The sequence below is a fragment of the Paraburkholderia sp. JPY465 genome (genome assembly GCF_050436725.1).
Taxonomy (GTDB): domain Bacteria; phylum Pseudomonadota; class Gammaproteobacteria; order Burkholderiales; family Burkholderiaceae; genus Paraburkholderia; species Paraburkholderia youngii.
On sequence record NZ_JBNDMT010000003.1, the window covers coordinates 2,258,581 to 2,282,674 of the forward strand.

At 62.9% G+C, this 24,094-nt stretch carries 24 protein-coding genes; 15 read left to right on the forward strand and 9 right to left on the reverse strand.

All coding sequences use genetic code 11. The features are described 5' to 3' along the window. Window positions 1-99 precede the first annotated feature (99 nt). The 3 genes from QFZ94_RS25080 (at window position 100) to QFZ94_RS25090 (ending at window position 3,351) form a co-directional block, all read left to right on the forward strand. Window positions 100-1,002, forward strand: coding sequence for a DMT family transporter (locus QFZ94_RS25080; RefSeq protein WP_410851652.1), 903 nt, complete (start codon window positions 100-102; stop codon window positions 1,000-1,002). A 207-nt stretch (window positions 1,003-1,209) separates the two neighbouring features. Next, a complete protein-coding gene (locus QFZ94_RS25085) occupies window positions 1,210-1,779 on the forward strand; it encodes a TIGR00645 family protein (protein WP_217709947.1) in 570 nt (189 codons plus the stop codon). 48 nt (window positions 1,780-1,827) lie between these two features. After that, the gene (locus QFZ94_RS25090; protein ID WP_184138591.1) at window positions 1,828-3,351 is read left to right on the forward strand and encodes a fumarate hydratase; all 1,524 of its coding nucleotides are present in this window, start codon (window positions 1,828-1,830) and stop codon (window positions 3,349-3,351) included. A 226-nt stretch (window positions 3,352-3,577) separates the two neighbouring features. Here QFZ94_RS25090 and QFZ94_RS25095 read toward each other — a convergent pair whose 3' ends face one another. Next, window positions 3,578-4,612 (reverse strand): IS630 family transposase, encoded by a 1,035-nt coding sequence (locus QFZ94_RS25095; protein ID WP_429455271.1) that lies wholly within the window; start codon window positions 4,610-4,612, stop codon window positions 3,578-3,580. A 45-nt stretch (window positions 4,613-4,657) separates the two neighbouring features. Between QFZ94_RS25095 and bfr the strand changes: the two genes are divergently transcribed. From bfr to QFZ94_RS25125, 6 genes are all read left to right on the forward strand, one after another. After that, the gene (gene bfr / locus QFZ94_RS25100; protein WP_013089002.1) at window positions 4,658-5,137 is read left to right on the forward strand and encodes a bacterioferritin; all 480 of its coding nucleotides are present in this window, start codon (window positions 4,658-4,660) and stop codon (window positions 5,135-5,137) included. 164 nt (window positions 5,138-5,301) lie between these two features. After that, window positions 5,302-6,189, forward strand: a complete 888-nt coding sequence (gene murI / locus QFZ94_RS25105; protein WP_429460326.1) for a glutamate racemase — start codon at window positions 5,302-5,304, stop codon at window positions 6,187-6,189. Window positions 6,190-6,335: 146 nt separating this feature from the next. Continuing rightward, entirely contained in the window at window positions 6,336-6,593 is a 258-nt protein-coding gene (locus QFZ94_RS25110) for a (2Fe-2S)-binding protein (protein WP_026228088.1), read from the forward strand. Window positions 6,594-6,923: 330 nt separating this feature from the next. Then, complete coding sequence (locus tag QFZ94_RS25115; RefSeq protein ID WP_429460328.1) at window positions 6,924-7,661, forward strand: energy transducer TonB; 738 nt, start codon at window positions 6,924-6,926, stop codon at window positions 7,659-7,661. A 28-nt stretch (window positions 7,662-7,689) separates the two neighbouring features. Continuing rightward, a complete protein-coding gene (locus QFZ94_RS25120) occupies window positions 7,690-8,421 on the forward strand; it encodes a MotA/TolQ/ExbB proton channel family protein (RefSeq protein ID WP_429460331.1) in 732 nt (243 codons plus the stop codon). Window positions 8,422-8,437: 16 nt separating this feature from the next. Then, window positions 8,438-8,857, forward strand: coding sequence for an ExbD/TolR family protein (locus tag QFZ94_RS25125; protein ID WP_368586700.1), 420 nt, complete (start codon window positions 8,438-8,440; stop codon window positions 8,855-8,857). Window positions 8,858-9,283: 426 nt separating this feature from the next. Here the strand turns inward: QFZ94_RS25125 and QFZ94_RS25130 are convergent, their stop codons facing one another. After that, on the reverse strand, window positions 9,284-10,291 hold the full coding sequence (locus tag QFZ94_RS25130) for a LysR family transcriptional regulator (RefSeq protein WP_176123511.1): 1,008 nt from the start codon (window positions 10,289-10,291) through the stop codon (window positions 9,284-9,286). A gap of 122 nt (window positions 10,292-10,413) precedes the next feature. On the opposite strand from QFZ94_RS25130, the gene QFZ94_RS25135 reads away from it, so the two are divergent. From QFZ94_RS25135 to hemP, 4 genes are all read left to right on the forward strand, one after another. Further along, a complete protein-coding gene (locus QFZ94_RS25135) occupies window positions 10,414-11,292 on the forward strand; it encodes a pirin family protein (RefSeq protein ID WP_429460333.1) in 879 nt (292 codons plus the stop codon). Between the two features lie 147 nt (window positions 11,293-11,439). Next, a complete protein-coding gene (locus tag QFZ94_RS25140; protein WP_429460335.1) occupies window positions 11,440-11,838 on the forward strand; it encodes an OsmC family protein in 399 nt (132 codons plus the stop codon). Between the two features lie 86 nt (window positions 11,839-11,924). Continuing rightward, on the forward strand, window positions 11,925-12,410 hold the full coding sequence (locus QFZ94_RS25145) for an SRPBCC family protein (protein WP_368586698.1): 486 nt from the start codon (window positions 11,925-11,927) through the stop codon (window positions 12,408-12,410). A gap of 187 nt (window positions 12,411-12,597) precedes the next feature. After that, the gene (gene hemP / locus QFZ94_RS25150) at window positions 12,598-12,858 is read left to right on the forward strand and encodes a hemin uptake protein HemP (protein ID WP_368586697.1); all 261 of its coding nucleotides are present in this window, start codon (window positions 12,598-12,600) and stop codon (window positions 12,856-12,858) included. Window positions 12,859-13,148: 290 nt separating this feature from the next. On the opposite strand, the gene QFZ94_RS25155 is transcribed toward hemP, so the two are convergent. From QFZ94_RS25155 to uvrB, 5 genes are all read right to left on the reverse strand, one after another. Then, window positions 13,149-14,558 carry a 4Fe-4S binding protein gene (locus QFZ94_RS25155; RefSeq protein ID WP_429460338.1) on the reverse strand — a complete coding sequence of 470 codons (1,410 nt, stop codon included), beginning with the start codon at window positions 14,556-14,558 and terminating at the stop codon, window positions 13,149-13,151. Then, window positions 14,555-15,400: an FTR1 family iron permease gene (locus tag QFZ94_RS25160; RefSeq protein WP_368586695.1), complete on the reverse strand. Its 846-nt coding sequence runs from the start codon at window positions 15,398-15,400 to the stop codon at window positions 14,555-14,557. The genes QFZ94_RS25155 and QFZ94_RS25160 overlap by 4 nt, the downstream gene beginning before the upstream one ends. A gap of 100 nt (window positions 15,401-15,500) precedes the next feature. Next, entirely contained in the window at window positions 15,501-15,833 is a 333-nt protein-coding gene (locus QFZ94_RS25165; protein WP_429460340.1) for a cupredoxin domain-containing protein, read from the reverse strand. Window positions 15,834-15,945: 112 nt separating this feature from the next. Continuing rightward, window positions 15,946-16,494 carry an iron transporter gene (locus QFZ94_RS25170; protein WP_410851660.1) on the reverse strand — a complete coding sequence of 183 codons (549 nt, stop codon included), beginning with the start codon at window positions 16,492-16,494 and terminating at the stop codon, window positions 15,946-15,948. A 341-nt stretch (window positions 16,495-16,835) separates the two neighbouring features. Beyond that, complete coding sequence (uvrB, locus tag QFZ94_RS25175; RefSeq protein ID WP_368586693.1) at window positions 16,836-18,929, reverse strand: excinuclease ABC subunit UvrB; 2,094 nt, start codon at window positions 18,927-18,929, stop codon at window positions 16,836-16,838. Window positions 18,930-19,374: 445 nt separating this feature from the next. Between uvrB and QFZ94_RS25180 the strand changes: the two genes are divergently transcribed. After that, complete coding sequence (locus QFZ94_RS25180; RefSeq protein WP_368586692.1) at window positions 19,375-20,574, forward strand: amino acid aminotransferase; 1,200 nt, start codon at window positions 19,375-19,377, stop codon at window positions 20,572-20,574. 162 nt (window positions 20,575-20,736) lie between these two features. On the opposite strand, the gene QFZ94_RS25185 is transcribed toward QFZ94_RS25180, so the two are convergent. Together QFZ94_RS25185 and QFZ94_RS25190 are read right to left on the reverse strand one after the other, a co-directional pair. After that, window positions 20,737-21,969, reverse strand: a complete 1,233-nt coding sequence (locus QFZ94_RS25185; protein WP_429460343.1) for a DUF3734 domain-containing protein — start codon at window positions 21,967-21,969, stop codon at window positions 20,737-20,739. A gap of 10 nt (window positions 21,970-21,979) precedes the next feature. Then, the gene (locus tag QFZ94_RS25190; RefSeq protein ID WP_429460345.1) at window positions 21,980-22,777 is read right to left on the reverse strand and encodes a 3-hydroxybutyrate dehydrogenase; all 798 of its coding nucleotides are present in this window, start codon (window positions 22,775-22,777) and stop codon (window positions 21,980-21,982) included. A 246-nt stretch (window positions 22,778-23,023) separates the two neighbouring features. Here QFZ94_RS25190 and QFZ94_RS25195 point away from each other — a divergent pair, with 246 nt between their 5' ends. Then, window positions 23,024-23,995, forward strand: coding sequence for a potassium channel beta subunit family protein (locus QFZ94_RS25195; protein ID WP_429460347.1), 972 nt, complete (start codon window positions 23,024-23,026; stop codon window positions 23,993-23,995). Window positions 23,996-24,094 lie beyond the last annotated feature (99 nt).

Below are 24,094 nucleotides of genomic sequence, written 5' to 3' on the forward strand. Positions count from 1 at the left end.
GCGAACCAAATGCACCCTCCGGTCGCCCGCTTTCGCACCCTTACGCCCGGTCGCACGGCCTCTTACAATGCTAACTGAACTAGCCGTCCGGATTCCAGCTTGAATCGCTACGCCCTGCTTCTCATTACCTCGATGCTGCTGGTCGGCAGCAATGTCGGAATCGGTAAATCGATCGTCGCCTTCGTTCCCGTCCCGCTGTTCGCGCTGCTGCGTTTCGTGATCGCGATGGCCGTGCTATGGCCGCTCCTGCGCGTGACAAAACTGCGCCGCGTCAAACGCGACGAATGGATCAACCTGTTTTTGCAAGCGCTATTCGGCACCTTCGGCTTCACGCTGCTGATGCTCAACGGCGTCGCGCGCACCAGCGCGGTCGCGGCCGGCGTGATCACGAGCACGATTCCGGCGGTCGTCGCACTGCTGTCGTGGCTGATCCTGAAGGAGCGGCCGGATGGCCGCGCGATCGCATCGATCGTGCTGGCGATCGTCGGCGTCGTCGTCATCAATGTCGCGCACGGCGAGGCGGGCGCGTATGCGACGGCCGGCACCGGCTCGCTCGCGGGCAACTTCATGGTGCTCGGCGCCGTGTGCTGCGAATCGCTGTACGTCATCCTGTCGCGCCGCCTCACGCAGACGCTCGCGCCGATCGACATCTGCGCGTACACGCATCTGTTCGGCCTGTTGCTGATGCTGCCGCTCGGCGCCGGCGCGCTCGCGCATTTCGACTATCGCGCGGTGCCGTCGAGCGTCTGGATGCTAGTGCTGTGGTACGGGCTGTCGGCGAGCATCTTCTCGTTCTGGCTGTGGATGAAAGGCATCCGCCACGTGCCAGGCAGTCTCGCCGGCGTGTTCAGCGCGGTGCTGCCGGTCGCCGCGGCGCTCTACGGCATCGTGTTCCTCGGCGAGCGGCCCACGCTCGCGCACGGCATCGCGCTTGCCTGCGTGGTCGCGGGTATCGCTCTCGCGAGCCTGAAGGCGCGCAGCGTGCCGCCGGTCGCATCGTAATTCCAGTATGGCCGGCGCGCTGCCCGCCGCGGAGCAGCAGATTCGACCGACGCTGTACAATACGGCGCCCGACGCGAGTCTCGCGATCCTTCGATGGCCGCGCCCCGCGCCGCCGTCGGCGCCTAGCCCGTGTTACATCACCCCCGCTTCATCTGACCGTTGCCTATGTCCGCTTCGCGACCCGCCTCTGCCCGTCCGCGCCGCCCTATGCGCGCGCTGCCCCACCTCGTTTTCATGAGCCGTTGGCTGCAGGTGCCGCTGTATCTCGGGCTGATCGTCGCGCAGGCAGTCTACGTCGTGCTGTTCCTGAAGGAAGTCTGGCATCTGGTGTCGGACGCGATGAAGCTCGACGAAACCAGCATCATGCTCGTCGTGCTGGGCCTGATCGACGTGGTGATGATCTCGAACCTGCTGATCATGGTGATCATCGGCGGGTATGAAACGTTCGTGTCGCGCCTGGGCCTCGACGGCCATCCGGACGAACCGGAATGGCTCGATCACGTGAACGCCGGCGTGCTGAAAGTAAAGCTGTCGATGGCGCTGATCAGCATCTCGTCGATCCATCTGCTGAAGACCTTCATCAGCCCCGACCAGAACACGACGCACACGATCATGTGGCAGGTGATAATCCACGTCACGTTCCTCGTTTCCGCGCTCGTGATGGCGCTCGTCGACCGCCTCACCACGCACACGCATCCCAAGCATTTCGAAGAGCCCGCGGCATTGCACGCCGTGGGCGGCATCAAGGTTTCCACTCCCCTGAAGGCGCAAGACTGACCGCACGCGCTGCGATCCGACAACAAGCGCCTCCCCACTGAGCTAGCCATGACCGTCATCAAACAGGAAGATCTGATCCAGAGCATCGCTGATTCGCTGCAGTACATCAGCTACTACCATCCGCTCGACTACATCGAAGCGCTCGGCCGCGCATACGAGCTCGAACAGAGCCCGGCAGCGAAAGACGCGATCGCGCAGATCCTGACCAACAGCCGCATGTGCGCCGAAGGCAAGCGCCCGATCTGCCAGGACACCGGCATCGTCACGGTGTTCGTGAAGGTCGGCATGGACGTGCGCTGGGACGGCGCCACGATGAGCGTCACCGACATGATCAACGAAGGCGTGCGCCGCGGTTACCTGAACCCGGACAACGTGCTGCGCGCCTCGATCGTGAGCCCGCCCGAAGGCGCGCGCAAGAACACCAAGGACAACACGCCGGCCGTGATCCACTACGAGATCGTGCCGGGCAACACCGTCGACGTGCAGGTGGCGGCCAAGGGCGGCGGCTCGGAGAACAAGTCGAAGTTCGCGATGCTGAACCCGTCGGACTCGATCGTCGACTGGATTCTGAAGACCGTGCCGACGATGGGCGCCGGCTGGTGCCCGCCGGGCATGCTGGGCATCGGCATCGGCGGCACCGCTGAGAAAGCGATGGTGATGGCGAAGGAATCGCTGATGGACCCGATCGACATCCAGGACGTGATCGCACGCGGCCCGAAGGACTGGATCGAAGAGCTGCGCGTCGAACTGCACGAGAAGGTCAACGCGCTCGGTATCGGCGCGCAGGGTCTCGGTGGCCTCTCCACTGTGCTCGACGTCAAGATCATGGCTGCGCCGACGCACGCCGCGTCCAAGCCGATCGCGATCATCCCGAACTGCGCGGCGACCCGCCACGCGCACTTCACGCTCGACGGTTCGGGCGTCGCCAGGCTCGAAGCGCCGTCGCTCGACGCATGGCCGAAGGTGCACTGGGAACCGAACACGGAAACCAGCAAGCGCGTCGATCTGAACACGCTGACGCCGGAAGAAGTGGCCGGCTGGAAGCCGGGCCAGACGCTGCTGCTGTCGGGCAAGATGTTGACGGGCCGCGACGCCGCGCACAAGCGCATTGCCGACATGCTCGCGAAGGGCGAGAAGCTGCCGGTCGATTTCACCAACCGCGTGATCTACTACGTCGGCCCGGTCGATCCGGTGCGCGACGAAGCGGTCGGCCCGGCAGGCCCCACCACCGCGACGCGGATGGACAAGTTCACCGAGACGATGCTCGCGCAAACGGGCCTGATTTCGATGATCGGCAAGGCCGAGCGCGGCCCGGTCGCGATCGAGGCGATCAAGAAGCACAAGGCCGCGTATCTGATGGCTGTCGGCGGCGCCGCGTATCTCGTGTCGAAGGCGATCCGCAGCGCGAAGGTGCTCGCGTTCGAAGACCTCGGCATGGAAGCGATCTACGAGTTCGACGTGCAAGACATGCCGGTCACGGTCGCCGTCGATTCGAACGGCACCTCCGTGCACCAGACCGGCCCGAAGGAATGGCAGGCCAAGATCGGCAAGATTCCGGTCGCCACGGCTTAATGAGTCGCGATTAACGCCACTCGGATCAGTCGAAAAGCCGGGGCTGCGGTCCCGGCTTTTTTTTGCCGCATCATGCATGCGCAAGGCGCCGCACGTACGAGGCCGCGAACGGCGCCAAAAGTTGTGACGGATTCTTGGCTTTTTTGGGCATGGCGTTTATTGTTGTTGGAAATTCAAGGTCCCCGAAAAAGGAAATACTGACTGGTGCATCAAATAGTGCCTCTTCTCAGGCTGCGTACCGGACATGTTTTTCTTTAAAGAGGTTGCGAATCATGTGAGGCTCCTTCTGTCGGCGATGCAGGTGTCGCCGGATCGCGCCGATCAGTTCCGCCTTGGTCGCCGGTCGGCTTTTGCCGAGCGCGTTGGTTTTGACGTCCTGGTTGAGCAGCTCGTCAGGATTGAGCTCGGGGCAATACCCCGGCAACCGGATCAGGCGCAGATGTGCAGCGTTATCGGCGACGTACCGCTTGACTGCTTTGGACCGGTGCACAGGATGCCCATCGACGATCAGGTAGATCATGCGCGTGGCCTGCTTGAGCAGGCGTTTCAGGAAATCGATGAAGGTCGCGTTTTTGAACGTCCCTTCGAAGACCATAAAGCTCAGTTCTCCACGATTCGTGATCGCAGAAATCATGTTGCAGCCGAAGCGCTTTCCGGTCGCCCTGACGACCGGCGTTTCGCCCTTCAGGGCAAAGCTGGTACCGCTCACGTGGTCGCTGCGCAAGCCCATTTCGTCGCCCCAATAGATGGTTGCCCCTTCCTGCTTCGCCTCTTTCGCAATGCCCGGATAGTCCTCGTTCAGCCAGCGCTCGATTTCCTCGTCCTTTCTCTCGTACGCGCGTCGAACAGGTTTCTGGGCGGTCATGCCCCATGCCTTGAGGTATCGGCCCGCCGTCCACTTCGACACTTTCACGCCGCACTCGCGCTCAATCAGCTTTGCCACCGATTCGCGGGTCCACAGGTAGAACGGCAGCGCAAGCTGGTCGGGCATGCGCTCGATGATAAGCTTGCGCATTTTCACGGCTTGTGGATGAGTCAGGTGGCCGCTTCCGTGCCGACGGCCACGCTTGCCGGACCTCAGTGCCCTCAAGCCACCCTCTCGTGCCAACTTCATCCAGTTGCCCACCGCACGCAGGCTAACGCCATACGTTCGAGCCGCTTCCACTCGCGTCATGCCGCTACGCACCGCTTGCACCACCATCTTCCTCAGGTGCGCCTGCGTTGCCTCGCCCAGCTTCCTTGCATCAGTTTGCGTATTCATACCTCTCTAACGCACAGGGCAGTATTTGGTGCACCGGTCAGTAACATGCAAGGCGACAAGAAGGTCATCGAATATCTGAACGCGCAGCTGAAGAACGAGCTGACCGCGATCAACCAGTACTTCCTGCATGCGCGGATGTACGGCCACTGGGGCCTCGACAAGCTCGGCAAGCACGAGTACGACGAGTCGATCGGCGAAATGAAGCATGCCGACATGCTGATCGAACGGATCTTCATGCTCGACGGTCTGCCGAATCTACAGGACCTGCACAAGCTGCTGATCGGTGAGGAAACCAAAGAGATCCTCGAATGCGATCTGAAGCTCGAACAGGTTTCGCAAAGCACCTGCAAGGAGGCGATTGCCTACTGCGAATCGGTGCGCGATTTCATCTCGCGTGAAATCTTCACGAAGATTCTCGACGACACCGAAGAGCACATCGACTGGCTCGAGACCCAGCTCGATCTGATCGACAAGGTCGGTATCCAGAACTACCAGCAAAGCGCGATGGGCTCGGTCGAGTCGTGAGCGAGGCACGTTGAAGCATCCCGCGCGGTAGCGGCCCAATGCCTGCCCAGCAGGCATTCGCGCCGGACCGTACCGCGTGGGCGATATACTTGCGCGCCTGCTCGCGCTTCGCCGCTGGCTCCGCCCGTTTCTTCGACCGCCACGTCACGCTCGTTTTCTTCACTATGCCCGTCCCCGCGCCGTCCCCGACTGTCCGCAGTGTTGCCGCTGGCGCCGCGTCGCAGGCGCCGATCGGTATTTTCGATTCGGGGCTCGGCGGACTGTCGGTGCTGCGTGCGGTGCGCGCGCAACTGCCTGACGAGGCGCTGCTGTACGTCGCCGATTCTCTGTACGCGCCCTATGGCGAGCGCGACGACGACTTCATCACCGACCGCACGCTAGCCATCGGCGAATGGCTCGCCGCACGAGGCGCGAAGGCGCTCGTGGTCGCGTGCAATACGGCGACCGCGCAGTCGATCGCGCTGGTGCGCGAAAAGCTGCCGATTCCTCTCATCGGCGTCGAACCGGGCGTCAAGCCCGCGGCACTGCAATCGAAAAGCCGCGTCGCCGGCGTGCTGGCGACCCAGGCGACGTTGCGCAGCGCCCGCTTCCAGGGGCTGCTCGAACGCTACGCCGCCGATTGCCGCTTTCTGTGCCAACCCGGGCACGGGCTCGTCCAGGCGGTCGAGCGCTGCGACGTCGGCTCGGCCGAGCTGCGCGCACTGCTGCGCAGCTACCTGCAACCGATGCTCGACGCCGGCGCCGATACGCTGGTGCTCGGCTGCACCCATTACCCGTTTCTCGACGCGGCGATCCGCGACATCGTCGGCGAGCGGCTCGCGCTGATCGACACGAGCGTGGCGATCGCGCGCCAGCTCGAACGCGTGCTCGAGCAGCACGGCCTGCGCGCCGCCCCGCCGGCCGCAAGCACGCCGCCACCAAGCTTCTACTCCACCGACGACGGCATCCATCAGCAGCAACTGGCCGCCACACTGCTTCGGATCGAGGCCGTGGTCGAGCAGGTATCGATACCGTCCCGCCGCACGGCCGCATCGGATTCCCGCGCCGCGTAGAGCTAGATCAGGGCGCCCGCTGCCGTTCCTCCGACGGAATCCATTCTAAGAGGCTGGTTTTGTTACAAAAAATCGCACGGGACGCTTGCCAAACGAATCAAACAAAATGATAATAATTCGCATTAACGTTAGCTATGACGCCTGCCATGATCGTCTGTGTCTGCAAATCCGTTTCCGACCGCACAATCCGCTCCTCGATTGCGGACGGCATCGACTCGTTCGACGAGTTGCAGTTTGAACTTGGCGTCGCCTCGTGCTGCGGCAAGTGCGAGGAATCCGTGCGCGACGTGATGCTGCAAAGCGGCGTGTGCGCGAGTCGTTGCGGCGTGGTCGAGCGTCATCAGCAGGTGCAGAGCGTCGCCGAGGTTGTGCAGGTCACGTTCTACGAGCGCAAGGCAGCTTGAGTTAGCTAGCGGGGCGCGGTGCAAGCCGTGTCGGTGTGTCCTAAAGCCCCCTATACTTCATGCACGTTTAATGTAACGCCTAATGCGACATTGAGAGTGCCGCATATCTGCAACACAACCGCAGTACAGTCCGCCGTACCGCGTTATCCCACTGCCGTCAGCAAGCCAGGATTCGTACCAGCCAGCTACCCCGCTCTCCCTTTCGAGAGGAGTCCGAGATGGAATTGCTGATTGGTTTCGTGACTACTTTGTTCATTTCGCTGCTGATTTTCCGAACATGACGATGTCCTGTCCGCCGCGCCGCCCGAACGGTGCGCTGCCACACTGACCATGCAGGCTCCGCACCCCGTTACCGCAGGCGCCCCGCTGGCGTCGTCTACCCGTCCGAATTCCCGCGCACTGGCGGCCACCGCCTTGGTCGCCGTGGTTCACGTCGCGCTGCTCGCCGTGATCATGACGCTGCGTCACGAGCCTGTGCAGGTCGCGCTCGAATCGCGCGTGATGACCGCCGAACTGCTGCCGCCCGCACCAGTCGCCGCGCCGGTCGCGCTGCAATCGATCGCACCGCCGCCGCCTCAGCCGACACCGCCCGTCCATACGAAGCCCAAAGTCCAGCCGAAGCCAGCGCCCACGCCGAAGCCGACGCCGACCCCGTTGCCCGAGGCCGCTGCGCCGTCGCCGACGCCCGTCGCGGCGCCCGATCCGACACCGCCCGCGCCTGCCGCACCAGCGACGCCGCCCGCCGGGGCAGCGCCCGCGATCGGCAAACAGACGATGGACATCAGCGCGCCAAAGAACGTGTCGCATCTCGATTGCAACATCGCCCATCCGGACTACCCCGCGCTGTCGCGGCGCCGCGGCGAGGCCGGCACGGCGTACGTCCATTTCGTGGTCGGCCTGACCGGCAAGCTCGAAGGCATCGAGTTGAAGAAGAGCAGCGGCTTTAGCCGTCTCGACGACGCGGCCGTCGCCGCCGTGCGCGCGAGCGCCTGCAAACCGTATCTCGAGAATGGCGAGCCCGTCAGGGCCGCGTACACCCAGCCTTTCAACTTCAATCTCACCGACTGAAGCAAGCTTTCAAAAACAAGGAATTGCGATGCAAAACTACGGATTGGCGCACGTGTGGGCGCAAGGGGATTTCGTGACGCGCGGTATCGCGCTCGCACTGTTGATCATGTCGGTGATGTCGTGGAGCGTGATCGTCGTCAAAGGCTGGAATGTGGTGCGTCTGAAGCGCCTGACGAAGAACGCCGAGCAGGCATTCTGGCATTCGGACGATCTCGCCGACGGCGTGAAGAAGCTCGGCGGCGGTGCCTCGACGCCGCATCACAACCCGTTCCTCGCACTCGCGCTGTCGGGCCAGGAAGCGGCCGACCATCATCACCAGACGCAGCCGCATCTGCATGACCGCATGGACGTGTCGGACTGGATCACGCGCTGCCTGAAAGACACGATGGACGAAAGCGTCGCGCGCATGCAGAGCGGTCTCGCGATTCTCGCGTCGATCGGCAGCACCGCGCCGTTCGTCGGCCTGTTCGGCACCGTGTGGGGCATCTATCACGCGCTGCTCGCGATCGGCGCGAGCGGCCAGTCATCGATCGACCAGGTCGCCGGCCCGGTCGGCGAAGCCCTGATCATGACCGCGTTCGGTCTGTTCGTCGCGATTCCGGCGGTGCTCGGCTACAACGCGCTGACGCGCGCCAATAAGGCGGTCGTCGCGAAGCTGAGCCGTTTCGCGCACGGCCTGCATGCGTTCTTCGTAACGGGTGCCCGTCTGTCGTCGACCAAGCGCGGCGACGGCCTGCGTCTCGCGACCCGCGCCAACTGATCGACGAGGCATTCCGATGGCAATGAGCCCTTTCGCCGGAGACGATGACGACGGCCTGATGAACGAAATCAACATGACGCCGCTCGTCGACGTGATGCTGGTTCTGCTGATCGTCTTCATGGTGACGATTCCGGTGATCCGCCACGCGGTCAAGATCGATCTGCCGCATGCGAGCAGTCAGAAGGAAGACACGAAGCCCGCGCAGGTGACGGTGTCGATCGACGCGGACGGCAACGTGCTGTGGGACAACACTAAGGTCGACGACGCGGCGCTCGCCGCGAAGATCGCCGCGGCCTCGCAGGCGAGCCCGCAGCCGGAGCTGCATCTCGATGCGGACCGCAAGGTGCCGTACGAGAAGGTCGCTCAGGTGATGTCCGCCGCGCAGGCTGGAGGACTGACGAAGATCGGTTTCGTCACGCAGCCCAAAGCGAAGTAACGGGTAGCGTGACACTCGAAGCAGAACGCTCGTCCACGCGAAAACCATGTTGAAACACGGCCCAAAAGTAAAAGGCCTTCATCGTTGGATGAAGGCCTTTTTTGTGCGCGCTCGGCGCCTTCGGGCGGCGGGATCATTTGCCATCGGCCGAAGACTGATAGCTTTTATCACCGCATGCGAGGGCCGTGGTCGACACGGACAACGCGGTCAGCCCTATCAGGCCCGCTATGATAGCGGCCATGAGTTTTCGCATAGGAGACTCCTTAGCGAAAGGGATTTCACTATATTCCTGTGCGCGCGCGCATTCAAGCAAACGGCCATTGAAAGTAACCATAACAGGCCACGCTTAAATGCTAAAAGCGATTTGCGAAGCGCGATAGCGCCCGCAGCGTACCGTGCGACTCTTGAGTTTCCTCGAGCTTCTTATCAAGCCACCGTCGACGCAACCGGAGCCGCCGCCGCAACCGATGCCTGCGCCACCGTTTTGTTGCCGTGCGCCGGACACTCGCCCATGATGTGCTTACCTTCATCCGGATCGAGCATCTCGACCAGATAATCGACGAACGCGCGCACCGCCGGCACCATGCCCTGACGCGATACGAACACCGCGTAAAGTTGCGGCGTCGGAAAACTCCAGCCCGGCATCACCGGTGACAACAGCCCTGCCCTCAGCGCGGCGCCATACATCATCTCGGGCAATGCGGCGATGCCGACACCGGCGAGCACCGCCTCTCGAATCGTCATCAGGTCGGCGGTCACGAGGCGCGGCTCGTGTTCGTGAGCATGGCGCGTACCGTCGGGCGAGATCAGGTTGTACACGTGGCGGCCGTCGCTCGTCGGTACGTCCAGTGTTTCGAAGCGGTTCAGGTCGGCCGGCGTCAGCGGCGGCGCATTCTGCTGCAGCAGGCTAGGCGCGCCGACCAGCATCTGCTCGGTGCGCCACAGCGGCCGCACGACGATGTTCGCGTTCTCCGGCGGATCTGAACGCACGCGCAACGCGACGTCGATCGAATCCTCGAACAGATCGACCACGCGATTGGTCACGCGCATCACGACGCGCACCTCCGGATAGCGGTGCATGAATTCCGGCAGGATCGTCGACAGAATCGTCTGCGAGATCGTGACCGGCACGCTGACGCGCACCGTGCCGCGCGGCGACGAGCGCAGCTGCTGCACGACATTGACCGCCGCCTGCGCTTCGCTGAGCATCGCCTGACAGTGCTGGTAGAACAGCTGCCCCGCTTCGGTCAGCGCGAGCTTGCGAGTGGAACGCTGCAACAGCCGAACGCCGAGCGACGCTTCCAGCTCCGTGAGCCGGCGCGACAGGCGCGACTTCGAGATGCCCAACACCCGCTCGGCGGCCGAAAATCCGCCATGTTCGACGACCTGCGAAAAGTACATCAGGTCGTTCAGGTTGTGTGAATCGATCTTCATCTCATCGTTCCATGAACAGAACAATCCATTGCTGAGGGGTGGCTGGCACCGCGAAAAACGGTCCCTATAATAGCTCCATGTTTCAGAAATAATGCTATTCCCCATTTTTCGAGGTGATATTGATGACTACGTCACGCACGATCGAACGCACGTTTCCGTCGGTTCGCACGGTGGAAGGCGGCGGATTCGTCGTTCATCGGCCGTTTCCGACGCGTCTCCTGATGGACTTCGATCCGTTCCTGCTGCTCGACGAAATGGGGCCGGTCGACTATGCGCCGGGCGAGGCCATCGGCGCGCCCGATCATCCGCATCGCGGCTTCGAGACGGTCACCTATGTGCTCGAGGGCCAGTTCGGCCACAAGGACTCGGCGGGCCATTCGGGCACGCTGCACGCCGGCGACGTCCAGTGGATGACAGCGGGCGCGGGCGTCGTGCATAGCGAAATGCCCGACCCGGAATTCACGCGCACCGGCGGCCGCGTGCACGGCTTGCAGTTGTGGGTGAACCTACCGCGTCGCGACAAGATGATCGCGCCGCGCTACCAGGAGATCCCGTCGGCACGTATCCCTGTCGCGACGTCGGAAGACGGCCAGGTGCGCGTCAAGGTCATCGCGGGCGAAGCGCTCGGCGTCAAGGCCGCGATCGAAACGCGTACGCCGATCCTGTATCAGCATTTCTCGCTGCAGCCCGGCGCGACGATCCGTCAGCCGGTGCCGGCCGACTATCGCGTGTTCGCGTATGGGCTGTCCGGCAAGGGCGTGTATGGCGAAGGCGAGGCGCGCGCCGGCATCGACGCGCGCACGATGGTCGTGTTCGCCAACGACGGCGACGCGGTGACGATCACGGCCGGCGACGAACCGCTCGAAGTGCTGCTGCTCGGCGGCGTGCCGCTGAAGGAGCCGGTCGTGCGCTATGGCCCGTTCGTGATGAATACCGAGGACGAGATCCGTCAGGCGGTGGTCGACTATCAGGCCGGGCGGATGGGCGCGATCACGCATTGACAGGCTAACGCGCGCCGCCAGATCGTCCCTCTCGGGGCGCGAACACCGGTAAATTCGGTCACAATATCGGCTCATGTCGCGCGGGCCGCGTTGATTGCAACAGTCCGCGGCGCGCGACCCAATATGATTCCTATCACAGGAGCGCGCATGGCAGAGCCCACCGTCACCGCCCACATCGGTTCGACGAATTTTCAGGTCGTGTTCGACGACGGCAAGCACACATGGATTGCCGACGAGCCCGAATCGGTAGGCGGCGGCGACCGCGGCCCGACGCCGGTCTCGCTGCTGCTGTCGAGCCTCGGCGCGTGCACGTCGATCACGCTGAAGATGTATGCGCAGCGCAAAGGCTGGCCGCTCGCGGGCGTACGGGTCAAACTGTCGATGGAAACCGGCGACGCGGGTTCGACGATCGACCGTCAGATCATGCTCGATGGCGACCTGTCCGACGAGCAGCGGGAACGGCTTTTGCAAATTGCCAATGCATGCCCGGTGCACAAGATCCTCACGCACACGATCTCGATCCGCTCCGCGCTCGCCGTCGCTTAACAGGCGCACCAGACGATGCATAGGACGGTCGGACGTCGCCCGTTCGGGCCACGGGCATTGCAATATTTTCATAGGACGCAGTCGACTTGAATTTCGAACACCTCATTCAGATCAACGATCCGTTGAATCCCCTCGTCGAATCGATGACCCGCGAGCAGTTGTGGGAAGGTCTCGTGTTGCGCGCCGAGCAGCCGCAACTGTTCGTGATGGGTCTCGACAGCTGCACGATCCTGTCGCGCGACGGCAATGTGCTCGAGCGTGAGTTGCACTACGGCCAGGCCACCGTGCGCGATCGCGTCACGCTGCGGGAAAGCGACAGCGTGCGCTACGACATCCTGCCGACCGCCGAGCACGTCGGCGGCTCACTGACGATGACGATCGAGCAACCCGACGAACTACAGCTGTTCCTGCGCTTCGAGTACGCGACCACGCTGCCCGTCTCGACCACCGATCAGGACGCCGTGCGGACACAGGAGATCGTCAAGTCCGCGTATCGCGAGAACGATATCGATACGGTGCGGCTGATCCGCCAGTTCGTCGCGACCAAACAGGAACCGGGACCGTTGCACTGAGAAACCGCGCGGGCGTCCTGCCCGCGCCGTCGCGGGGCCATGTCCACGATGGCCCCCCACGGTCGTCGTTTAGGCGCACATTTCATTCAGCTATCAAAAGTTCAATCCGATCAATTTCACGAGCTTGTAAATAGGAATAGTTATCATTTAAAATCCTCCCATCGAATCAACGAACAAGCTGAAACGAATGACCGATATGACTCGCTCCACCACGCTCAGCCTGCGCCGCTCAGCGGCCGCGCTGACCAGTCGCCCGAAGCCGTCGACGACGACCGCGCCCGCGGCGAAGCCCACCGCGGAACGCACCACCGGCCAGGGCGAGACGGCGGAACGGGTCGTGCGCAGCGACGCGCTGCTGCAAGGCCATAGTCACATCAGCATCGTGCACAACGGCGAGACGTACCGGTTACGTGCGACGCGCCTCGGTAAGCTGATCCTGACGAAGTAGCAACGCAACGCGAACGAAGTAAGTACTGGGTATTGTGGGGACCACCTCCGCGAGAGGTGTTAGGCATTAGCCAGCCACGACGGCTTGCACGCGAGAACTAGACCCCTTCGTGCAGACACCAAGCCAGCCGTCGCAGCCAGCCAGGCCTTTTTTTGGCTCTCACTCGAAAGCGGATGCGCGCACTGGCGCACATCGCTGGAGATGAAAATGAAAAAGCCGTGGGATGTTGCCATCCCACGGCTTTTTCTTTGCGCGTGCGCCTGCGTTCGCACCGAACGCAGGCCAGATACTTACTTCGACGCCCAGCCCCAGAACATCAGCCACCACGCGCTATTGACGACCGCCAGCGCCGCGACGAACCACAGCATCGCCAGCGCCCGCTGCACGAAGCGCTCGCTATAGCGACGCGTGACGAGCCACGCGAGCCATGCGCTCCACGCGCTGGCAATCACCAGAATCGCGATGCGCAGATCCGATGCCCACCACAGCGACACGTGCTCGGCGCGCAGCAATGACAGCGTCGTCGCCGACAAACCGAGGAACACGCCCGCGCCCGCGATCGGAATCAGCCCCTGCGTCAAGTGATGCAGCCGCGTTGTGTTGAAGCGCCCGAGCATGCGCGTGGCGCCCGCCAGCAACAGCAGCAGCGCGGTGCCATAGACGAGCGCCGTCGCGAGGATGTAGCCGATCAGCAGCGAGCCATCGAGCCACGAGAACACGTCGTTCTGATCGGGGTAATGCGTGAACAGGAACCACGGGGCGTTGGTTTCAAGCGGCCACGTGATGTCGTGGTCGACGAGCCAGGTCGCCGCGAACATCTTCAGGTCGATGAACCAGCGCGACGCGGTCCAGTGGAACGCACCGATCGCGATGCCGAGCAGGCCGTAGAGGATCAACGCGGTGTCCCATGGATTCGCCTTTTTGTCGCCCAACTGCACGACTTCCGTCGACGGCTTGCGCCAAGTCAGCGCGATCGCATCACGGTGTCCGCTGCAGCGGCCGCACATATGGCAGTCGGCCGCGCCCTTCATGTTGCGCAACGGCACGAGCGGCGCGCAGTTGATCGGAATCACCCGGTGCCCATGCTCGCCGTTCGTGTATGAACGGCGCCACGCGTCTTCGTCGACCTTGTAGTGAAATGGCGCGAGGCGCGCCAGAAGCGAAAAAACCCCGTTGACGGGGCACAGGTATTTGCACCAGACGCGCTTCTCGCGTCCGTACAGCAGACCGATCACGATGGCTGCGAAAGTCGAGCCGCCGAGCACCAGCAATACCGCTTTCGGATACTGGTAGACGCTCACCATCTGACCGTAGATCGTCGTGATGCCGAACGCAACGAAGGGCCATCCGCCCCAGCGCATCCAGTGCGGAATCGCGCGGCCGCGGCCGAACTTGCTCGCGAATTCGGCAAGTGCGCCCTCTGGGCACAGCACGCCGCACCAGACGCGGCCGAGCATCACCATCGACAGCAGCACGAACGGCCACCAGATGCCCCAGAACACGAACTGCGCGGCGAGCGTCAGGTTGCTCCAAAGGTGCGCGGTATCGTCCGGCAGCGGCATCAGCGCGGGCACGATGATCAGGAACGCGTATACCGCGACCACGATCCATTGGATGCCACGAATCACCGCCCCATGGCGCTGCATCCACTGGCCGACCGCCGCGAGGCGGCCCGACCGCGAAGCCATCACGGCGCTCATGCCGCGCGCCCTGCTGTTTGCTGCGCGGGCTTGCGAGTGGCGCGGCGCACCAGCAGATAAACGACCGCCCAGTACACGGCATAGGCAAGCAGATTCATCAGTGCCGGATGCGCACGGTAACCGGTCAGCGTCGCGACGAGCGAACCGAAGGTGCTCGAATCATCGAGGATCGCCGAAGAATTCCACAGCTGGTCGACGAGCGTGGGCAGGATTTCCTTGTCGATCAGTTTGTCGATGCCGGTCTGGAACAGCCCCGCGCCGAGGAACAGCAGCATGATTTCGGTGACGCGGAAAAAGAGCCGCCACGAGATGATCTTGCCGCCGAGCTGCAACACGTAGAAGGTCAGGAACGCGAGCGCAAGCCCGATCGCAACGGCGAGCATCTGGCTGCCGTCGACATGACCAGACTGGCCGAAGCCGAGGCCGTACAGGAAGATCACGGTTTCGCTGCCCTCACGCGCGATCGCCAGTGCGACCAGCACCGCGACACCCCACCAGTTCGAATCGCGCTTGCTCTTTTGCAGCGACTGTTCCATGTCGCGCTTCAGCGTGCGGCCGTGCTGCTTCATCCACAGCACCATCTGCACGATCAGCACGCAGGCGATGAGCACCATCGCGGTCTGGAAGTAATCCTGCGCGTCACCGGAGAGCACCTCGGTGAAGCCGACCAGCGCCGCGCCGAGCGCGACCGCCGCGATTACGCCGGCCGCCAGGCCGCCCCACAGGTACGGCAGGCCGCGGCGCGCGTCGTCGTCGCCATTTTTCAACCACGCGTACAGGATGCCGACGACCAGCAGCGCCTCGACACTTTCCCGCCACACGATGAACAGAATCTGACCCATTCAAGCTCTCCCTTCGATACTTCTACTGCCCGCTTCCGTTGTCTCGCGCGAACGACAGCGGCCGCTTGCCGCGGCGCTCGCCGCCGGTCGAGACCACTGCTTACTTCGCGACGATCACGCCCTGCGCCTGCTGGTGAAAGTCGTCGAAAAACTTGTATTCGCCCGGCGCCAGCGGAGCGATCACGACGAACGAATCGGCGCCCGGCGCCAGCACCTTCTCTTTGCGCAACTGCACGCTTTCGAATTCGGCTGCGCCCTTGCCGGTGTTACGCACTTCGATCTTGATACGCTGCCCCGCGGGCACTTCGATACGGGCCGGGTTCAGCTTGCCGTCGTTCATTTCGAGCTTGAAGGTCGGCAGGTCGGCTGCGTGAGCCGTGGCCGCCAGGCAAAACGTGGCGGCAAGCATCGTGATCTTTCGGTTGATTCCCATTGCCCTTTCCGGAAAACGCGACGCCCCGACGCCGGGTATCACACCGACTGTCCGCGCGCCGTCTGCTGCATTGACTGATACGTTGAGCGACCGCGTTGGCGCCGCGCGCCGATCAATAACCGCCCTTCTTGCCGATGCCAGCGAACGTGAAGTCGTATTCGAGCGTGATGGGCTTGAACCACGGACCCACGCCGGTTTCCTTGTCGACGTGGCGGCCGAACGCCATGTGGCCCGTCTGCATCGGCGCTTCGACGATCAGCTTCAGGTGATACTTGCCCGGGCCTTGCAGCTTGACGTTGTCGCCGTAGTGCGGACCGTCGTTCGCGACCATCGCCATCAGGTCGCCCTTCAACGGCTGGTTCGAGCCGGCCTTCGTCAGTTCGTAGCGCACCTGCAGATAAGGCATCCAGTCGCCTTCGGCGAATCCGGTCGGATTGTTTTTGACCGCGTGGATGTCGGACTCGAGATGGATGTCCGAATCCGACGCTTTGCGCATCATGCCTTCGGGCTCCATCGTGATCGGCTGCAGATAGACCACGCCGATTTCCATGCCACCCTGAATCTGCTGCTTGCCGATCGGATATTCGGCGGCCGAGGCCGACAGCGCCGCGACTGCGGCTACCGCTGCCGCGCCACCCCGCACAAAGGAAGAAATCCGCATTGATGCTCCGTTTTTATCAGACTGGAATCGATTTCGTTGAAACACAGCGGCCGCAAGTCAGATGTAAATTTAAATGCGAACCATTCTCAATATTGGTTGAGTTTATCATCGATCGCTGACGAGAACAAACCTCTTAGTGCGCTCGGCCTCATGCCAGCATGGTTTTAAGGTTCGCTTAAGGAAATCTTTGTGTGTCACTGAAGGTGGGACGGAATTCGGCACGGCCAAAGTGACCGCTTGGGACGGCTCCAACGGGAGCTTAAGTACTGGCCAATGAGAAAGGGCGTGGCGAGCGGCCGCGCCCTTTCACGGTGGACAAAAGCGGCGGAGGCAAACGTGAATTAGTCGACGCCGGACACGTGATCGCCGACGTTCGCGCCGAACACGCGCTGACGCAGCAGCGCCAATTGGTCGCGGGTCTGGGCAGCTTTCTCGAATTCGAGATTCTTCGCGTGCTCCATCATCTGCTTTTCGAGGCGCTTGATTTCCTTCGCGAGTTGCTTCTCGGACATATCCTCGAACTTCGCGCGGGTCTGCTGCTCCTTCAACTCGGCGCGTGCTTCGTCGACGTTGTACACGCCGTCGATGATGTCGCGAATCCGTTTCACGACCCCACGCGGCGTAATGCCGTGCGCGGCATTGAACGCGATCTGCTTGGCCCGCCGCCGCTCGGTTTCATCGATCGCGCGGCGCATCGAGTCGGTAATGTTGTCCGCGTACAGGATCGCCTTGCCGTTCACGTTACGCGCCGCCCGGCCGATGGTCTGGATCAGCGAACGCTCCGCGCGCAGGAAGCCTTCCTTGTCCGCGTCGAGAATCGCGACCAGCGACACCTCGGGAATATCGAGCCCCTCGCGCAGCAGGTTGATGCCGACCAGCACGTCGAACGCGCCGAGACGCAGATCGCGGATGATCTCGACGCGCTCGACCGTGTCGATGTCGCTGTGCAGGTAGCGCACCTTGATGCCATGGTCGGCCAGAAACTCGGTGAGTTGCTCGGCCATCCGCTTGGTCAGCGTCGTGACCAGCACGCGGTCGCCGGCCTTGATGCGCTCGTTGATCTCGCCGAGCACATCGTCGACCTGACTGCGTGCCGGCCGCACCTCGATTTCGGGGTCGACGAGGCCGGTCGGGCGCACCAGCTGTTCGGCGACCTGCCCCGACGTCTTCTTCTCGTAATCGGCGGGCGTCGCCGACACGAACACGACCTGGCGCATCTTGCGCTCGAACTCGTTGAACTTCAGCGGCCGGTTGTCGAGCGCCGACGGCAGCCGGAAGCCGTAGTCGACGAGGTTTTCCTTGCGCGCGCGGTCGCCGTTGTACATGCCGTTCAGCTGGCCGATCAGCACGTGCGATTCGTCGAGCATCATGATCGCGTCGGGCGGCAGGTAATCGACGAGCGTCGGCGGCGGCTCGCCCGGCGCCGCACCCGAGAAGTGCCGCGAATAGTTCTCGATGCCCTTGCAGAATCCGAGCTCCTGCAGCATTTCGAGGTCGAAGCGGGTGCGCTGCTCGAGCCGCTGCGCCTCGACGAGCTTGCCTTCGCTATAGAAGAACTCGAGCCGCTCACGCAGTTCGGCCTTGATCGTTTCGACCGCGCGCAGCACGGTGTCGCGCGGTGTCACGTAGTGCGACGACGGATACACGGTAAAGCGCGGAATCTTCTGCCGCACGCGACCGGTGAGCGGATCGAACAGCTGTAGCGTTTCAACTTCGTCGTCGAACAGCTCGACGCGCACCGCCATCTCGGCGTGCTCGGCCGGGAAGATATCGATCGTGTCGCCGCGCACGCGGAACGAGCCGCGCTGGAAGTCGGCTTCGTTGCGGCTGTACTGCATCGCGATCAGCCGCGCGATGACATCGCGCTGGCCGAGCCGGTCGCCGGTGCGCAGCGTGAGGATCATCTGGTGGTATTCGGACGGATTGCCGATACCGTAAATCGCCGAGACCGTCGCGACGATCACCACGTCGCGCCGCTCCATCAGGCTCTTGGTCGCCGACAGACGCATCTGCTCGATATGCTCGTTGATCGACGAGTCTTTCTCGATGAACAGATCGCGCTGCGGCACATACGCTTCCGGCTGGTAGTAGTCGTAGTACGAGACGAAGTACTCGACCGCGTTGCGCGGAAAGAACTCGCGGAATTCCGAGTACAGCTGCGCGGCGAGCGTCTTGTTCGGCGCGAACACGATTGCCGGCCGGCCGAGCCGCGCGATCGTGTTGGCCATCGTGAAGGTCTTGCCGGAGCCGGTCACGCCGAGCAGCGTCTGGAACGCGAGACCATCGCCGACGCCTTCGACGAGCGTCTCGATGGCCGTGGGCTGGTCGCCGGCGGGCGGATACGGCTGGTAGAGCTTGAACGGCGAACCGTCGAACGTGATGAATTTGGATTCGTCGAGCGTATCGTCGGCTTCAGTCAGATGGTGTTCGGACATGAGGGGCGGCACCGGGCCTTGGGCAAAGAATCATTCTAACGGGTTGCGGAAAGCGAAGATCGAGCGGGGTTACGTAGGGGAGGCGGTGGGCGTGCGGGCGGCGGCGTGTTATGGCCCTTTGCGGACTTCTGCGCGGCGAAGGACAGCGCACCTTGGCCGGGTCGCGCGGTCGGAATCGCCCCGTTCGCTCGAACTGCTTATTGCCACATGGCCCCCAATGCCTGTTTTTCAAGCAAATAATTGACGTTTGGCCATCCGGTCGTCCGAAAAAAGCGCCCGGATTCGTTACAATGCGAAGTTGCGCTCGCTCGCCGCTGTCCATAGGCCGTCCCCGATTTCCGCGTTTCGTCGATCTCACGCCGCACACCCGAAACGCCGCCGACGCGCCAGACGAGGCCGCCCGCGCGCGAAGCCGCCCTCTTTTCACTACTGCTGCCCACCCATCATGTCTCTGTTCTCCGCCGTCGAACTAGCTCCCCGCGACCCGATTCTGGGCCTGAACGAAGCTTTCAACGCCGACACGCGCGCCACCAAGGTCAACCTCGGCGTTGGTGTGTACTTCAATGAAGAAGGCAAGATTCCGCTGCTGCGCGCCGTGCGCGAGGCGGAAAAGGCCCGCGTCGATGCCGCGCTGCCGCGCGGCTATCTGCCGATCGAAGGTATCGCCGCTTACGATGCCGCCGTCCAAAAGCTGCTGCTCGGCAACGACTCGCCGCTGATCGCGGCCGGCCGCGTCGTCACGGCGCAGGCGCTGGGCGGCACGGGCGCGCTGAAGATCGGCGCGGACTTCCTGAAGCGCGTGAACCCCAACAGCAAGGTCGCGATCAGCGACCCGAGTTGGGAAAACCATCGCGCGCTGTTCGAAGGCGCCGGTTTCGTCGTCGAATCGTATCCGTACTATGACGCGCAGACGCATGGCGTGAACTTCGACGGCATGCTGAGCGCGCTGAACAGCTATGCAGCGGGCACGATCGTCGTGCTGCACGCGTGCTGCCACAACCCGACCGGCGTCGACCTGAGCGTCGAACAGTGGAAGCAGGTCGTCGAGGTCGTGAAGGCGCGCAATCTGGTGCCGTTCCTCGATATCGCCTACCAGGGCTTCGGTGACAACATCGAAGCGGACGCGGCAGCCGTGCGTCTGTTCGCGGCGCAGGAACTGAACGTGTTCGTGTCGTCGTCGTTCTCGAAGTCGTTCTCGCTGTACGGCGAGCGTGTCGGCGCGCTGTCGATCATCACCTCGAGCAAGGAAGAAGCGGCGCGCGTGCTGTCGCAACTGAAGCGCGTGATCCGCACCAACTACTCGAACCCGCCGACGCACGGCGGCTCGGTGGTCGCAGCCGTGCTCGCGTCGCCGGAACTGCGCGCGACGTGGGAAAGCGAACTGGGCGAAATGCGCGACCGTATCCGCGCAATGCGTAATGGTCTCGTCGAGCGCCTGAAGGCAAGCGGCGTCGATCGCGACTTCAGCTTCGTGAACGCACAGCGCGGGATGTTCTCGTACTCGGGTCTGACGGCTCCGCAGGTGGATCGTCTGCGCGAAGAGTTCGGCATCTATGCGGTCAGCACCGGCCGTATCTGCGTGGCTGCGCTCAATACGCGCAACCTCGACGTCGTCGCCAACGCGATTGCTCACGTGCTGAAGTAGGGCAATTCACGGCGCGGAGGTTTGCCGCGCTATTGCAGCAGGTTTGCCGCTGCAACTGTCTGTAGAAACGGCGCCCTTTTTCAGAAAAGGGCGCCGTTTTTTATGCCTGCCTGACTGTTCGTTCGGCCTTGCCGGCGCAGCGTCGGGTTGCTTTGCGAGGAATCAGCGCGAGTCCCGATGAATGTCGTGCGTGACGAAACCGGCATCGTTCTCCGGCATCTCGAGCCAGTTGGGCTGTTCGAGCGAACGGACAATGTCTTCGAGACCGCTTCGCCAATGCTCGCGCATCGTCGACAGACCGAATTGAAAGTCCTTGTAGTGTCCTTCGTATTCCTTGTGCCGGTAGATCAGGTGAATCACGTTGTAGCGCTTCGAGCACGACAGATCTTCGGCCAGCTTGCACCACGGATCGTCGCGTTGCTCTTCAGGCACACGGTCCAGCACCTCGCGCAGTACGTGACGGAAACGCTGCGAACGCTGCAGCATGTCGGTCACGAGACGCGTACGGCTCGAATACTGGATGTCTTTCATGCGCCCCTGCACGTCGGTGATGTTGTCCGGCACCGGCCCGATCGCGCTCCATAAATCGACCTGAAACGCGAGCGTATCGCGACGCGGCGTGGTCTGGAGCACCTCGTAGAGCGGCGTATTCGACATCAGGCCGCCGTCCCAGTAGAACTGACCGGCTATCTCGACGGCTGCGAAGCCCGGCGGCAACGCGCCCGACGCTATGAAATGCTCGGGCCTGAGCGTGGTGTGTGTATTGTCGAAGTACGCGAAGTTGCCCGTGCCGCAATTCACCGCGCCCACCGACACGCGTATTTCCCCGGAATTGATCCGGTCGAAATCGCACAGTGACTCGAGCGTGGCCTTCAGCGGCGTGGTGTCGTAGTAGCTCGCCAATTGCGGCGGACCGGACACCGTGGGCAACGGCGGCGGGAAACGCGGCACGAAAAAGCCCTTTTGACCTTCGACGATCGCGCTCATTGCCTGCGCTGCAGTAAATGCCTTGCGCACCGCTTCGCTCGAATTGAACAGCACGTGTTCGACCGGAGCCGGCAACGGCGGCCCGAACGCCGGCTGGCAGATCGTCTCCCAGAATTGCAGCAGACGCTCGACGCGTCGTTCCGGCGGATTACCTGCAATGATCGCCGTATTCAACGCGCCGATCGAAATCCCCGCGATCCAGTTCGGTTCGACGCCGGCTTCGTAAAGTCCCTGAAAGCCGCCTGCCTGGTAGGCGCCGAGCGCGCCACCGCCTTGCAGCATCAGCGCGACGGTTTCGTAGTTGGGCAATCGGGAGTGCCGGCGCGAGCGGGCGGCAATCGTCGGACCCGCACCCTCCCCGTCGCCGGACACGCCCACGCGCGCCCGCTTCAGATTGCGTTGCGCCACAGGCCGCCCCTTAGTGCATATACCAGCCGTGGCTCACGACGAACGACTGGCCCGTCAGCGCCGCAGTCGGGAAGGTCGACAGGAACAGCACGGTCTGAGCGACGTCTTCGACCGTCGTGAAGATACCGTCGACGGTACCGCCCAGCATCACGCGCTTGATCACTTCTTCTTCGCTGATGCCGAATTCCTTCGCCTGCTCGGGAATCTGCTTGTCCACCAGCGGCGTGCGCACGAAGCCCGGACACACGACGTGCGAACGCACGTTATGCGCAGCGCCCTCCTTGGCGAGCACGCGCGACAGACCCAGCAGAGCGTGCTTCGCGGTCACGTACGCCGACTTCAGCGGCGAGGCGAGATGCGAGTGGACCGAACCCATGTAGATCACGACGCCGCCGCGATTGTCCTTGTACATATGCTTGAGCGCGGCCTTGGTGGTCAGGAACGCGCCGTCCACGTGAATGGCCTGCATCTTCTTCCAGTCCGAGAACGAATAGTTTTCGATCGGATTGACGATCTGGATGCCGGCGTTGGAAACGAGAATGTCGATCGAGCCGAATTCCTCGGCGACCTTGTCGATACCCTGGTTGACGGCGTCTTCGCTCGTCACGTCCATTGCCACGCCGATTGCCTTACCGCCGCCCTTTCTGATTTCTTCAGCCACGGCGTTCGCGCCGTCCTGGTTCAGGTCGGCGATCGCGACCGCCGCACCCGCGGCCGACAGAGTCAACGCGATCTGCTTGCCGATACCACTCGCGGCGCCAGTGACGACGGCGACCTTGCCGTTCAGATTCGAGTTCAGAGACGACATCCAGAACCTCCATGCAGTTGTTGAGCAATGAGACCACGAAGCCGCGCGCGGCGAGAAGTCGGCCAAACGGTATAGACCGTTCGGCGGATGCAGCGCGGCGGCCGACTTTGCTATTGTGCATGAACCCTGTGAACGACATAGGTAAAACGCACTAAAACGCACGCCGAACCGGATCTATTTAAACTGAACGCTTTCCGGCTGAATCCGGGCTCCATTCCCGTGGCATCACCAAACCAGGAGACATGCATGAATTATCGACGTCTGGGCCGCTCTGGCCTGAAAGTGAGCGAGTTGTCGATCGGCTCATGGGTCACGTACGGCAACCAGGTGGATCACCGCGCCGCGCGCGAATCGCTTGCCGCGGCGCGCGACGCGGGCGTCAATTTCTTCGACAACGCCGAAGTCTATGCGGGCGGCAAATCCGAGGAAATCATGGGCCATGCGTTGAAAGAGCTCGCGTGGCCGCGCGTGAGCTACGTGGTGTCGACGAAATTTTTCTGGGGACTCAACGAAGCGCCTAATCAGTACCACACGCTGAACCGCAAGTACCTGATGAACGCGATCGACGGGTCGTTGAAGCGCCTGCAACTCGATTACGTCGATCTCGTGTTCTGTCATCGTCCCGACCCGAACACGCCGGTCGAGGAAACGGTCTGGGCAATGAGCGACATGATCGCGCGCGGCAAGGCGCTGTACTGGGGCACCTCGGAATGGAGCGCCGACGAGATTCGCGCCGCATATGAAATCGCCGAGCGGCACCATCTGCACAAGCCTGTCATGGAGCAGCCGCAATACAACCTGTTCCACCGCAAACGTGTCGAGCACGAATACAAGCGGCTTTACGAGGACATCGGCCTCGGCCTGACCACGTGGAGTCCCCTGGCATCGGGCCTGCTCACCGGCAAATACCGTGACGGCGTACCTGCCGACAGTCGCGCGCAGTTGCAGGGCTATGACTGGCTGCGTCAGCAGCTCACCGACCCGACGCGCAACAACGTGGTCGGCCAGCTCGGCGCGGTCGCCGACGAGCTCGGCTGCACGGTCGGTCAGCTCGCGATCGCGTGGATTCTGACGAATCCGAATGTCAGCACGGTGATCACGGGCGCCTCGCGGGTCGAACAGATCGGCGAAAACATGCAGTCCGCCGAGGTGGCCGAGCGTATTACGCCTGAGATCAAACAGCGGATCGAGGAGATCATCGGCGAGGCGCACGAGTAATCGCGCGCGCAGCGCCACGCACTGAGTGGCCAACCGGGCACGCGCGGTCGCGTACAATACGCGACCGCGCGTCGCCGGCTCCTTCGGGCCAGCCTGCGC

Coding starts and splice junctions, on each gene's coding strand:
- QFZ94_RS25190 (WP_429460345.1), bottom strand. CDS start 22,777: ATGTCGTCTCTGAACTCGAATCTGAACGGCAAGGTCGCCGTCGTCACT.
- QFZ94_RS25180 (WP_368586692.1), top strand. CDS start 19,375: ATGTCTCTGTTCTCCGCCGTCGAACTAGCTCCCCGCGACCCGATTCTG.
- QFZ94_RS25165 (WP_429460340.1), bottom strand. CDS start 15,833: ATGGGAATCAACCGAAAGATCACGATGCTTGCCGCCACGTTTTGCCTG.
- QFZ94_RS25135 (WP_429460333.1), top strand. CDS start 10,414: ATGACTACGTCACGCACGATCGAACGCACGTTTCCGTCGGTTCGCACG.
- QFZ94_RS25130 (WP_176123511.1), bottom strand. CDS start 10,291: ATGAAGATCGATTCACACAACCTGAACGACCTGATGTACTTTTCGCAG.
- QFZ94_RS25115 (WP_429460328.1), top strand. CDS start 6,924: ATGCAGGCTCCGCACCCCGTTACCGCAGGCGCCCCGCTGGCGTCGTCT.
- bfr (WP_013089002.1), top strand. CDS start 4,658: ATGCAAGGCGACAAGAAGGTCATCGAATATCTGAACGCGCAGCTGAAG.
- QFZ94_RS25120 (WP_429460331.1), top strand. CDS start 7,690: ATGCAAAACTACGGATTGGCGCACGTGTGGGCGCAAGGGGATTTCGTG.
- QFZ94_RS25195 (WP_429460347.1), top strand. CDS start 23,024: ATGAATTATCGACGTCTGGGCCGCTCTGGCCTGAAAGTGAGCGAGTTG.
- QFZ94_RS25155 (WP_429460338.1), bottom strand. CDS start 14,558: ATGAGCGCCGTGATGGCTTCGCGGTCGGGCCGCCTCGCGGCGGTCGGC.
- QFZ94_RS25085 (WP_217709947.1), top strand. CDS start 1,210: ATGCGCGCGCTGCCCCACCTCGTTTTCATGAGCCGTTGGCTGCAGGTG.
- QFZ94_RS25095 (WP_429455271.1), bottom strand. CDS start 4,612: ATGAATACGCAAACTGATGCAAGGAAGCTGGGCGAGGCAACGCAGGCG.
- QFZ94_RS25140 (WP_429460335.1), top strand. CDS start 11,440: ATGGCAGAGCCCACCGTCACCGCCCACATCGGTTCGACGAATTTTCAG.
- QFZ94_RS25170 (WP_410851660.1), bottom strand. CDS start 16,494: ATGCGGATTTCTTCCTTTGTGCGGGGTGGCGCGGCAGCGGTAGCCGCA.
- QFZ94_RS25125 (WP_368586700.1), top strand. CDS start 8,438: ATGGCAATGAGCCCTTTCGCCGGAGACGATGACGACGGCCTGATGAAC.
- QFZ94_RS25090 (WP_184138591.1), top strand. CDS start 1,828: ATGACCGTCATCAAACAGGAAGATCTGATCCAGAGCATCGCTGATTCG.
- uvrB (WP_368586693.1), bottom strand. CDS start 18,929: ATGTCCGAACACCATCTGACTGAAGCCGACGATACGCTCGACGAATCC.
- QFZ94_RS25110 (WP_026228088.1), top strand. CDS start 6,336: ATGATCGTCTGTGTCTGCAAATCCGTTTCCGACCGCACAATCCGCTCC.
- QFZ94_RS25160 (WP_368586695.1), bottom strand. CDS start 15,400: ATGGGTCAGATTCTGTTCATCGTGTGGCGGGAAAGTGTCGAGGCGCTG.
- hemP (WP_368586697.1), top strand. CDS start 12,598: ATGACCGATATGACTCGCTCCACCACGCTCAGCCTGCGCCGCTCAGCG.
- murI (WP_429460326.1), top strand. CDS start 5,302: ATGCCCGTCCCCGCGCCGTCCCCGACTGTCCGCAGTGTTGCCGCTGGC.